We start from the raw sequence: 12,566 nt of genomic DNA, 5'->3' as shown, positions 1-12,566 counted from the left end.
CAACAGATTAATTTACTAAAAAATGGGAAATTAAACATGAAAATTCTTTCAATGAAAAAAGTAGCATTAGGTCTGCTTTTAGCTGGTTATGCAGCAAGTAGTGCATATGCAGCAGATAATCAAGCAGTTACATCAAATACGATAGTCGGTAATGCGCCAGTTATTTATTCTAAAAATAATGTTGAGGGTCGGTTCACAGTTCATATCACTTCTGATAGTGAAGGGAATACATTTCTAACTGAGGGCTCATCTCCTGAAGTTGGTAATTATATTCATATCTACTATCGTTTAAGTGATACCGATGGGGATACAGATAGCGACAACAGTGTACTAGGAACATTAAAAGTTTTTATGAAAAAAGTAGGTGCTGATGGTTGGAAGATTGTAACCTTCCCAGAAGGGGACTTAAAAGCAAAATACGAAGGTGAAGACGGGCATATTTCCTTCAAAATCACATCGGATATGGCTGGTGCTGAAAAAATTGGTTTCCAACTTCAAGAAATCACTACATATGGCGCCCCAAGAGAAAATAGATGGTTGACAGTAGCTAATATTTGGAATGCTGGTACCCCAACAAATCCTCCTGGAATTACTGGGAAATTACCTGATGATGATAGCCAAATTGGTACAATCATTGGTTCGAATGATGACGGTCCTGGTGGTCAAGGTGGAGAAGACCCTAAAAGTCTTCCAAGCGGTCCTATTGTAGATGAACACTTGATGAAGTTAGGTATCTTTAAATATAATGCTACGGGTGCTATTGACTATGCTGTAAATCTTGCTGATCCAGGTTCGGCATCAGGTGATGCAGCAACGCCAAAATATGGTGATAAATTAGCCGCTGTTTTATGGCTGAAAAATGACTCATCAAATACTTCTTCATCACCTCACTTTGACAGCGGAGATGCAGATTTATCAAATTCTTACAAATTTATATGGTATGTAAGTGGTTCAGCTTTTGGAGATAGTGCTAAAGTAACTGAAACAACAGCAACTGAAGACTCTACTAAATTAGCAGGTGAACTGGCAGATCCTAATGGAAAGGGACATGGTACATTTGAATTAGGTCCAAATAACTCAGCTTATAGTTCTCTAAATGGTGGGGCGGGTTATAAAGCTGGTATTCAAGGTTTCCAACTTAATGTCACAGCAACAAAAAAATAATTAATTATTTAACGAAACTAATTAAAACCACTCAATTGAGTGGTTTTTTAATTATTTAGTATGCATTTCTTATAACTTAATTGCTACAATAAATTAAGACAAGTTAACTCAGTAAATACAATCATGATTATTCCTTGGCAAACGCTTGATCCTGATACGTTAAATAATCTAATAGAATACTTTGTTTTAAGGGAAGGAACCGATTATGGAGAACGGGAAAAATCACTTGAAGAAAAAGTAAATGATGTAAAATTTCATTTAATAAATGGTTCCGCTGCGATTTATTGGTCCGAGGTGCATGAAACAATAGATATTAAATATATTAAATAATGATTAAAATCGTTTTAGCGGGTATATGATTTGTTGCACATCTTTGCTATAGTGTTATCGTAGTATCTTTAATGGAGAAAAGAAATAATGATTGGGAAACAGCAATCAGATACAACATTGGAATGGTTTTTATCTCATTGTCATATTCATAAATATCCAGTTAAAAGTACTCTTATTCATCAAGGTGAAAAAGCTGAAACTCTCTATTATATTTTAAAAGGATCTGTAGCGGTATTAATTAAAGATGATGAAGGTAATGAAATGATTTTGTCTTATTTAAATCAAAATCAATTTCTAGGTGAATTGGGCCTTTTCAAGGAGGGTACCGAACGTAGTGCTTGGGTTAAAGCGAAGACAAGTTGTGAAGTAGCCGAAATTTCATACAAAAAATTTAAGCAACTTGTGCAAGTCAATCCAGATATCTTGATGAGGCTAGCTAGCCAAATGGCGAGTCGATTACAAGTTACATCAGAAAAAGTAAGTAATTTGGCTTTTTTAGATGTAGCTGGTCGAATTGCACAAACATTATTGAATTTGACCAAACAACCTGATGCGATGACTCATCCTGATGGGATGCAAATAAAAATAACCCGCCAAGAAATTGGTCAAATTGTAGGCTGTTCACGTGAAACTGTTGGAAGAATTTTAAAAATGCTTGAAGATCAACACTTAATTTCGGCACATGGGAAAACGATTGTTGTTTATGGTACCCGTTGATTTATCGAATTATCGAAATTATCATTAATATGATCGAGATATGACGAGATTATAAATGACACAATATATTCCAAATCATGTGGCGATTATTATGGATGGTAATGGTCGATGGGCTAAACAACGAAATCAATTACGAGCTACTGGTCATCGAGCTGGTTTAAAAGCGGTGCGTAAAATTGTCACACATGCTGCAAAGCGAGATATAAAAGTGCTGACCTTATACGCTTTCAGTAGTGAAAATTGGAAGCGCCCTGCTAATGAAGTTACTGCATTAATTTCACTTTTTATTTATGCTTTAAATCGTGAAGTTAAGAATTTAAATAAAAATAATGTTCGATTAAATATTATTGGTGATATTTCAAAATTTAATCCAAACCTTCAAAATCTTATTATTAAAGCTCAACACTTAACTGAAAATAATACCGGCCTTATCTTGAATATTGCCGCTAACTATGGCGGTCGTTGGGATATTGTTCAATCAGCTAAAAAAATAGCTTCTCAAGCTTTAGATGGTAAAATAACATTACAGGACATCAATGAAGATTATTTTGGTTCAGTGATTTGTATGAATGATTTACCTGAGGTTGAATTAGTTATTCGCACTGGCGGTGAATATCGAATAAGTAATTTTTTATTATGGCAATGTGCATATGCAGAATTGTATTTTACGGACACATTGTGGCCTGATTTTAATCAAGCATCATTTGATGAAGCGATAAATATTTTTAACACTAGAGAACGGCGTTTTGGTGACGTTCTAAATGAGGATCTTTCATGCTAATTCAGCGTATTTTAACTGCCATCGCACTTATTCCTCTTGTTATTATTGCACTATTTTTTGCACCATTGTCCATTTTTTCTTATTTAATTATTGTTGTTTGTGCATTGGCTGCATGGGAATGGGGTAGCTTTTTAGGTTTAGAAAAAAAAGCTCAGAAAGCTATCTTTATGGTTTTAAGCATTGTTTTTCTAGGTTTACTTTACCTGATTGAATCATCAATAAAAAGTAACTTATTTGCTTTGATAATTTGCTTATCTATTATTTGGTGGTTAGTCGCTTTATTTTTAGTTATTAGTTATCCTAATTCTGCGAAATATTGGGCTAAATCACCATCAATTAAGTTATTGTTTGCTTTTTTTACCATAGTGCCTTTCTTTATAGGTATGCTTGAATTACGTTCTATCAATTATAGTGTTGATAGTTACACTGGCGCTGTTTGGTTGCTTTATGTATTTGTGTTAATATGGTCAACCGATACTGGTGCTTATTTTACAGGGCGGGCTATTGGAAAACGGAAATTGGCAGCAAAAGTCTCGCCAGGAAAAACAGTAGAAGGCTTTATCGGTGGTGTTTGTTTAGCAATCTTAGTTTGTATGACAGTTTACTTAACTGGTTATTTTAATGTTAGTTTTATTAAGTTTTCATGTAGTTCGCTATTGGCTATTTTGGTATCGGTATTAGGTGATCTGACTGAAAGTATGTTTAAACGTGAAGCAGGCATTAAAGATAGTGGCAATCTTATCCCTGGGCACGGTGGTATTTTAGATCGTATTGATAGTTTAACAGCTGCAGTTCCTATTTTTACTGTATTATCTTTGCATTTATTCTAATAAGGCTACTTACTTTGCTTTGGTCACTGTTGTTATTTATTATTACTATTAGTATATTAGTTACTGTACATGAGTTTGGGCATTTTTTTGTCGCACGGTTATGTAAAGTGCATGTAGAGTGTTTTTCAATTGGGTTTGGAAAAAAAATATGGTCGCATAGTTTTTCAAATGGAACAGAGTTAGTTATCGCTATGATTCCACTTGGAGGATATGTTAGAATGCTAAATAGCAGGGCTAGTAAATTATCCTCCGATCTAGAAAAACTGGCCTTTGATAAAAAGCGGATTTGGCAAAGGGCCGCAATTATCTTTGCAGGGCCATTTGCCAATTTTATTTTAGCTTTAATTATTTATTGGATTATTTTTTTGATGGGGGTAGTTGATTATCCCGTTAAAATAAATAGCATTATACCTTCAACACCAGCAGCATCTATAAATATACCGGCCGATGCAGAGTTAAAGATGATAGATAATGCGAAAATAGATAATTGGAATGATGTAAATGTAGCATTGGTTTCTGCTTTAGGAAAAAGTAATATTAATATTACCTATATAGATAATTCGGTTACTAATAAACCACAAGAAATAGATAGAAATGTTAACATTAGTAATTGGTATTTTGACATAGAAAAGGAATCCCCCATTACTGCATTTGGATTCGAGCCTAAAAAATTGGAAATTTATCCAATTGTGAATAAAATTGTTTCTGATTCAGCAGCTGCCCAAGCAGGATTACAAGTTGGTGATAAAATTGTTAGTTATAATGATCATCTTTATCAAAATTGGGATGATTTTACTAATACAATAAAAAATGCTGCGATTATAAAAATCAGGGTAAATAGAAACAATAAAGAAGTTGAACTGACACTCAAGCCAACAAGAAATAAAAATGGAGAAGGTGTTGCAGGTTTTTTCCCAACATCAAATGCAATAATTAAGCAATATAATTTCTTTAATGGATTCGATAAAGCAGTGAAACAAACAATGTTAACAGCAAAGTTAACTGTTCGTTCTCTTTATCAGTTAGTAACAGGGGTGATTGGTCTAAAACATTTATCAGGCCCAATTACTATAGCGAAAAGCGCGGGGCAAACAGCAAGTTATGGATTTACACCTTACTTATATTTTTTAGCTTTTATTAGTATAAGTTTAGGTGTTATCAATCTTGTTCCATTACCAATGTTAGATGGCGGACAGTTGCTTTTTTTATTTTTTGAAATGATGAAAGGAAAAGCCTTATCAAGTAAAGCACAAGATCGTTTTTTTCGTGTCGGATTTGTTTTATTAATGGTAATAATGGGAATTGCACTATTTAATGATATTTTACGATTGTAATGGGATGAGGTTATAAACATATACGATGAAAATAAATAAATTACTTATAGCATCTTTGCTGTTTAGTACCACAGCAGTATATAGTTCCAATGCATTTTGTGTTGACGATTTTGTGGTTAAAGATATCAAGTTTGAAGGTTTGCAGCGAGTCACAGTTGGTGCAGCAATGCTTGAAATGCCAGTTCAAGTTGGTGATTATGTGAATGAAGCTGATTTAGGTCGCATTATCAAATCACTTTACGCCAGCGGTAATTTTGATGATATTACTGTATCTCGTGATGGAGATAGATTAATTATCCATGTTCAAGAACGTCCAACAATTGCAAGTATTACTTTTTCTGGCAATAAGTCCGTTAAAGATGATATGTTGAAGAAAAATTTAGATAGTACAGGCATTCGAGAAGGTGATGCATTAGATCGTACAATGCTTTCAGGAATCGAGAAAGGATTAGAAGATTTTTATTATAGTGTTGGCAAATATAATGCTCAAATTAAAGCAGTTGTAACACCGTTATCTCGTAACCGTGTTGATTTAAAATTAGTTATTGCTGAAGGTAAGTCGGCCTTAATCGATCAAATCAATATAGTTGGCGCGAAAGCGTTTTCATCTGAACAGCTTATATCACGTTTTTCCTTGCGTGATGAAGTGCCTTGGTGGAATATGCTCGGCGATCGTAAGTATCAAAAACAGAAATTGGCATCGGATTTGGATGAGTTGCAGAGTTTTTATTTGAATCGAGGCTACGCTCGTTTTAATATTGAGTCAACTCAAGTTAGTTTAACACCAGATAAAAAAGGCATTTATGTCACCATTAATATTCATGAAGGTGAACAATATAAGTTATCTGATTTTGATTTTAAAGGTAACTTTGCTGGACATGAGGATGAAATACAAAAAATAGCCAAACAAAAGCTTACCGTGGGTGAACTTTATAATGGTAAAAAAATAACTGATATTGAAGATAATATCAAACGTTTGCTTGCTAATTTTGGTTATGCTTATCCTCAAGTTTCTATTCAACCCGAAATGGATGACTCATCACATACCGTTAAATTAGTCGTATTAGTTGATGTAGGTCAACGTTTCTACGTACGTAATATTAAAATTGTCGGTAATACAATTACGAGTGAAAGTGTAGTTCGTCGTGAACTTCGCCAAATGGAAGGTTCATGGTTAAGTAATGGCTTAGTTGAACTTGGTAAAGATCGTTTAAATCGACTTGGATTTTTTGATACTGTAGAAGCAAATACTGAACGAGTTCCAGGCGTAGATGATCAAGTTGATATCATTTATAAAGTAGCCGAACGTAATACGGGTAGTATTAAATTTGGTATTGGTATTGGTTCAGATAGTGGTGTAAGTTTTAATGCCGGTATTTCTCAAGATAACTGGTTAGGAACGGGTAATAGCGTTTCATTTGATATTAATACCACTAGTAATGATAAAACTGCTTCTATTTCGATCGTTGATCCTTATTTTACCGTCGATGGCGTTAGTTTAGGTGGTAGTGTTTACTACAATACTTATAAAACTGATAGTGATGATGACGAATCAGAATACTCTAGTAAAACTTGGGGGGCTAATGCTAACCTCGGCTTCCCGATAAGTGAAAATAACTTTGTTCGTTTTGGTGCTGAATACGCTAATCATAAATTAACTGATATGCAACCGCAGTATAATATGTGGCGCTATTTTCATTCTATGGGTGAAAATATGAGAGATAAAGATAAATCTTATTCATATGATACCAATGATTTGCTGTTGAATGCCTATTGGACATATAACACATTAGATCGTGGTTTCTTCCCAACAGATGGTTTAAAATTAACCGCTAATTTAAAAGCAACAACGCCAATATTTGATAATAGATTTTATAAAATGGTCAGTGATGCTTCCTATTATTATCCGATTGATAGCGACCATAAATGGGTATTGTTAGCTCGTGGTCGATTAGGTTATGGTGGTGGATTTGGCGGAAAAGAATTACCATTCTATGAAAATTTCTATGCAGGTGGTTCAACAGTATTACGTGGTTTTAAAGCAAATACTGTCGGCCCTAAAGCGGTATATTTTAATAAAACCGGATGTAGAACCTTAGAAGATTCAGCTCAATGTACTAGATCTAAAGATGCAATAGGTGGTAATGCATTAGCCTTCGGAAGTACTGAACTTATAGTTCCAACACCATTTGCTAGTGAAAAATATGCAGATAGTATTAGGACTTCAGTTTTCTTTGATGCTGGGACGGTTTGGGATACAAAATGGGATCTAAAAGGTAACAATATTCCTGATTATAGCTCTCCATCTGATATTAGAATGTCAGCTGGCCTCGCTGTCCAATGGATGTCACCATTAGGACCACTGGTATTTTCTTATGCGCAACCATTTAAAAAGTATAACGGTGATTCCGCGCAACAGTTTCAATTTAATATAGGTTCAACATGGTAATACCAAGTTGTGAATAACTAAAATACACATAGGTGAATAAAGTGAAAAAAATTATATTTGTTGTTGGTATCAGTATTGCTCTATTTTTTACTGGTTTTGCAAACGCTGAAGTTAAAATTGGTATTATTGATGTAAAATATGTAATGGATCGTATGCCAGAACGAGAAGCTATTAGTAAAGAATTAAACCAAAAATTTGAAGCACGAGCAAAAGAACTTGAAAAAGAAGATAAGGTGGCTAATGCTGCTGCAGCACGTTTAAAAAAAGAAGGGCTAACTTTATCATCTTCTGAAAAAAAAGAATTAAATAAAACTATTACTGATTTCCAGAATAAAGCAGCCGCTTTTGCAAATGAATATCGTGAAAGTGAAACTAAAGAAGCAAGTAAACTCTTAACCAAAATCCAAGAAGCAGTTAGAGCAATTGTTGCCGAAGAAAAATATGATCTTATTTTAAGAGTAGATACGGTTTTATATGCTTCTGATGCAGTTGATATCACCGATAAAGTTCTAGAAAAGGTTAAAAAATAATGTTTGCTTTTCGTTTAGAGCAATTGGCTGAAAAGCTTGGTGCTATGTTATATGGTGATGGAAAATTAACCATCACTGGCATAGCATCAATGAAAAGTGCAGTAAAAGGTCAAATCACTTTTTTATCGGACAAAAAATTCCAAAGCAATTTATCAGCATGTCACGCCTCAGCTGTTGTTTTAACAGAAGAGAGCCTTAAATATTGGAATGGGTCTGCTTTAGTTGTCAAAGATCCTTATCTTACTTATGCTAGATTAACACAACTTTTAGATACTACACCGTTACCAGCTAAAGATATCGCAAACTCTGCAGTGATTGATTCAACTGCACAGCTTGGACAAAATGTATCAATAGGTCCAAATGCGGTTATAGAAAGCGGTGTAATTCTTGGCAATAACTGTTGTATTGGTGCTGGCTGTTTTGTTGGAAAAAATACAACAATCGGGGCGGGTACAAAAATATGGTCCAATGTATCTATTTACCATAATTGCGTTATTGGCGAAAACTGTTTGATTCAATCAGGTACAGTAATAGGCGCAGATGGATTTGGTTATGCTAATGATAAAGGGAAATGGATAAAAATCCCTCAGTTAGGGCGAGTAATAATTGGTAATAATGTTGAAATTGGTGCTTCAACAACAATTGACCGTGGTGCCTTAGATGATACTGTCATCGGTAATGGTGTTATTATTGATAATCAATGTCAAATTGCACACAATGACGTTATCGGTGATCATACTGCGGTTGCCGGTGGTGTTATTATGGCGGGTAGTTTAAAGATCGGACGCCATTGCCTAATTGGTGGTGCAAGCGTTATTAACGGACATATGGAAATCTGTGATCAAGTAACAGTAACTGGAATGGGTATGGTTATGAGGCCAATTACCGAACCAGGGGTATACTCGTCGGGTATTCCGTTGCAACAAAATAAAGTATGGCGCAAAACCGCTTCATTAGTATTACATATTGATGAAATGAATAAGCGCTTGAAAGCGCTTGAGAAGAAGCTATTAAATGTCTCGACGTAGGCGATTACGGTCGGTATAATGCTTCCCTATTTTGTAAATTTAATTTGCTCAATTAATCAATTCAAAATGATGAGCAAATATATTCAATAATTCCGAGGTATAAAGATGCAAGTTTCGGTAGAAACAACAGAAGGTTTAGGTCGTCGTTTATCAATTACAATTAAATCTGAAGATATTACGAAAGCAATTGATAAAGAACTTATTAATACAGCAAAAAAAGTCCGTATTGATGGATTCCGTAAAGGAAAAGTACCTTTAAAAATTGTTGAACAACGATATGGAGCTTCTATTTTACAAGATGCTTTAAGCGATTTAATGCAACGTAATTTTGTCGACGCAATTATTCAAGAAAAATTAAATCCAGCAGGTGCACCAGTATATACTCCAAAAGAATATAAAAGTGGAGAAGATTATACTTTTACTGTTGAATTTGAAGTTTATCCTGAAATTAAAATTAAGGATTTAGACAAAATAGAAGTCGAGAAACCTGTTGCTGAAATTGTCGATGCCGATGTTGAAACAATGATTGAAACTTTACGTAAGCAACAAGGCTCTTGGAAGTTAGTTGAACAAGTGGCAAAAGAACAAAATCGTGTCATACTTGACTTTTTAGGTAAAGTTGATGGTGCTGAATTTGAAGGTGGTAAAGCTGATGATTTTGCTCTTGTCTTAGGACAAGGCCGCATGATCCCTGGTTTTGAAGACGCTATTATTGGTCACAAAGCTGGAGATGAATTTGATATTAATGTCACATTCCCAGAAGATTATCATGCTGAGAATTTAAAAGGTAAACCAGCTGTATTTTCAGCTACACTTAAAAAAGTTGAAGAGCTTGAATTACCAGAACTTACTGAAGAAGTGGTTAAAAGATTTGGTATTGCAGATGGAACGGTTGCAAGTCTGCGAGCAGAAGTACGCAAAAATATGCAACGTGAACTAAATGCTACAATACGCAATAAAATCAAAACACAAGTAATAGATGGATTAGTAAAAAATAATGACGTTGATGTTCCAACCGCTTTAGTTGATCGTGAAGTTGATGTGTTACGTCAACAAGCTGTAACTCGTTTTGGTGGTAATGTTAAGCAATCTATGGATCTTCCTAAAGAGTTGTTTGAAGCAGAAGCTAAACGTCGAGTATTGGTTGGACTTTTATTTAGTGAAATTATTGAAAGTAACAAATTAAAGGCTGATGAAGCAAAAGTACAATCTTTAATTGATGAAATTGCGACCGCTTATGAAGATCCTAAAGAGGTGGTTGATTATTATCGTAAAGATAAGAAAGCAATGGATAATATTCGTTCTGTTGCACTGGAAGATCAAGTTGTTGATTTATTATTAGCTAGTGCGAAAGTGACAGATAAAACTTATTCATTTTCAGAATTAATGAATCAACAAGTTGCTTAAGCAATTTGTCAATTGATTTAATTAAAATTCATTATAAGCCCAAATAAGGATCAATTGTTTGGGCTATTTTGTTTAATTAGGAGATGAAAATGCCTTTAGAACCATACATGAGTGTGATTCCAATGGTTGTTGAGCAAAGTTCTCGTGGCGAAAGAGCTTATGATATTTACTCACGATTATTAAAAGAAAGAATTATATTTTTAACTGGACAAGTTGAAGATAATATGGCGAATTTGATTATTGCTCAGATGCTTTTTCTTGAAGCTGAAAATCCTGAAAAAGATATCTATTTGTATATCAATTCTCCTGGTGGTGTAGTAACTGCTGGTATGGCTATCTATGACACGATGCAATTTATCAAACCAGATGTTAGTACTATTTGCCTTGGACAAGCATGTTCAATGGGATCGCTTCTTTTAACTGCTGGTACTAAAGGTAAACGTTTTTGCTTACCTAACGCACGCGTTATGATCCATCAACCATTAGGAGGCTTTCAAGGGCAAGCATCAGATATTCAAATTCATGCTCAAGAAATATTACAGGTAAAAAGTCGATTAAATAATATTTTGTCAATGCATACAGGTCAGGATATTAGTGTAATTGAAAAAGATACTGATCGTGATAACTTCATGTCTGCAGAAAAAGCGGTTGAATATGGGTTAGTTGATGCCATATACAATAAACGATCTTAATATTAAATAGGTAGAAAAAAGTGGATAAAGAAAACTCAGAAAAATTACTCTATTGTACTTTTTGTGGCAAAAGTGAACATGAAGTCCGTAAGCTAATTGCTGGGCCATCATCTATTTATATTTGTAATGAATGTATCGGACTATGTAACGATATTCTTAAAGAAGAAACGAAGACTTTTCTTTCTCATGAAGAATTTATTAGTAAACCATTACCGACACCACACGAAATTCGAGCCCATCTTGATGAATATGTTATTGGTCAAGAGCGCGCTAAAAAAGTATTATCAGTTGCTGTTTATAATCATTATAAACGTTTACGTAACCATTCTAATCGTAGTGATGTTGAATTAGGTAAAAGTAACATTTTATTAATTGGTCCTACGGGTAGTGGGAAGACTTTATTAGCTGAAACTTTAGCACGTTTTTTAGATGTTCCTTTTGCTATGGCTGATGCAACGACATTGACAGAAGCCGGATATGTAGGTGAAGATGTTGAAAATATTATTCAGAAATTATTACAGAGTTGTGATTATGATGTAGAAAAAGCGCAACGAGGGATAATTTATGTTGATGAAATTGATAAGATTTCTAGAAAATCAGATAATCCTTCAATCACTCGAGATGTTTCAGGTGAAGGTGTTCAACAAGCCTTGTTAAAAATTATTGAGGGGACTGTCGCTTCCGTTCCCCCTAAAGGAGGACGTAAGCATCCTCAACAAGAATTTTTACAAGTTGATACCTCGAAAATTCTCTTTATCTGTGGTGGTGCATTTAGTGGATTAGATAAAGTTATCGAAAATCGAGTATCTACTAACACGGGTATTGGTTTCGGTGCTAATGTAAAAAGCACTAAAAATAAAGCGACAGAGTCTGAGTTATTAGCCCAAATAGAGGCGGAAGATTTAGTCAAATTTGGTCTTATACCTGAATTTATCGGCAGATTACCTGTTATTGGAACGTTATCAGAACTAGATAAAGATGCTTTAGTTAACATTTTGACTGAACCTAAAAATGCCTTAACCAAACAGTTTAATGCTCTATTAGAATTGGATGGTGTAGAACTAGAATTTACTAAAGAAGCTTTAGACGCTATTGCAATCAATGCGATGAAACGAAAAACTGGGGCTCGGGGATTACGTTCAATTGTCGAAAATATCCTGTTAGAAACAATGTATGACTTACCATCTATGCATAACGTCAAAAAAGTACTTGTTGAAAAAGAAACGGTTGATAATTTGCAAGCACCTAAATTGTTTTTTCGTGAAGATACAGAACTTTCTGCATAATAGATAAGCAATTACCCT

Annotated in this window: 12 protein-coding genes; all 12 read left to right on the top strand. The window is 34.3% G+C overall.

The features are described 5' to 3' along the window. Positions 1-36 precede the first annotated feature (36 nt). The 12 genes from AC5LXI_RS13890 (at position 37) to clpX (ending at position 12,548) form a co-directional block, all read left to right on the top strand. Entirely contained in the window at positions 37-1,164 is a 1,128-nt protein-coding gene (locus tag AC5LXI_RS13890) for a hypothetical protein (RefSeq protein ID WP_493442871.1), read from the top strand. A 123-nt stretch (positions 1,165-1,287) separates the two neighbouring features. Beyond that, positions 1,288-1,494: a YheU family protein gene (locus tag AC5LXI_RS13885; RefSeq protein WP_493442870.1), complete on the top strand. Its 207-nt coding sequence runs from the start codon at positions 1,288-1,290 to the stop codon at positions 1,492-1,494. A gap of 84 nt (positions 1,495-1,578) precedes the next feature. Continuing rightward, a complete protein-coding gene (gene crp / locus AC5LXI_RS13880; RefSeq protein WP_493444317.1) occupies positions 1,579-2,211 on the top strand; it encodes a cAMP-activated global transcriptional regulator CRP in 633 nt (210 codons plus the stop codon). Positions 2,212-2,266: 55 nt separating this feature from the next. Next, positions 2,267-2,992, top strand: coding sequence for an undecaprenyl pyrophosphate synthase (uppS, locus tag AC5LXI_RS13875; protein ID WP_493442869.1), 726 nt, complete (start codon positions 2,267-2,269; stop codon positions 2,990-2,992). Next, entirely contained in the window at positions 2,986-3,822 is an 837-nt protein-coding gene (locus AC5LXI_RS13870; protein WP_493442868.1) for a phosphatidate cytidylyltransferase, read from the top strand. The genes uppS and AC5LXI_RS13870 overlap by 7 nt, the downstream gene beginning before the upstream one ends. Before the next feature lie 14 nt (positions 3,823-3,836). After that, positions 3,837-5,156, top strand: a complete 1,320-nt coding sequence (gene rseP / locus AC5LXI_RS13865) for an RIP metalloprotease RseP (RefSeq protein WP_493442867.1) — start codon at positions 3,837-3,839, stop codon at positions 5,154-5,156. A 25-nt stretch (positions 5,157-5,181) separates the two neighbouring features. Further along, complete coding sequence (gene bamA / locus AC5LXI_RS13860) at positions 5,182-7,605, top strand: outer membrane protein assembly factor BamA (protein WP_493442866.1); 2,424 nt, start codon at positions 5,182-5,184, stop codon at positions 7,603-7,605. Between the two features lie 41 nt (positions 7,606-7,646). Next, positions 7,647-8,135, top strand: coding sequence for an OmpH/Skp family outer membrane protein (locus AC5LXI_RS13855; protein ID WP_493442865.1), 489 nt, complete (start codon positions 7,647-7,649; stop codon positions 8,133-8,135). After that, complete coding sequence (lpxD, locus tag AC5LXI_RS13850) at positions 8,135-9,163, top strand: UDP-3-O-(3-hydroxymyristoyl)glucosamine N-acyltransferase (RefSeq protein WP_493442864.1); 1,029 nt, start codon at positions 8,135-8,137, stop codon at positions 9,161-9,163. Before AC5LXI_RS13855 ends, lpxD begins: the two co-directional genes overlap by 1 nt. 105 nt (positions 9,164-9,268) lie before the next feature. After that, positions 9,269-10,570, top strand: a complete 1,302-nt coding sequence (gene tig, locus AC5LXI_RS13845; RefSeq protein ID WP_493442863.1) for a trigger factor — start codon at positions 9,269-9,271, stop codon at positions 10,568-10,570. Between the two features lie 89 nt (positions 10,571-10,659). Beyond that, positions 10,660-11,262 carry an ATP-dependent Clp endopeptidase proteolytic subunit ClpP gene (gene clpP, locus AC5LXI_RS13840; RefSeq protein ID WP_493442862.1) on the top strand — a complete coding sequence of 201 codons (603 nt, stop codon included), beginning with the start codon at positions 10,660-10,662 and terminating at the stop codon, positions 11,260-11,262. A gap of 20 nt (positions 11,263-11,282) precedes the next feature. Beyond that, a complete protein-coding gene (gene clpX / locus AC5LXI_RS13835) occupies positions 11,283-12,548 on the top strand; it encodes an ATP-dependent protease ATP-binding subunit ClpX (RefSeq protein WP_493442861.1) in 1,266 nt (421 codons plus the stop codon). Positions 12,549-12,566 lie beyond the last annotated feature (18 nt).

The sequence above is a fragment of the Gilliamella sp. LMG 34361 genome (genome assembly GCF_984569075.1).
The sequence above is the reverse complement of the archived record's forward strand: the minus strand, read 5'-3'. Positions and strand labels throughout refer to the sequence as shown.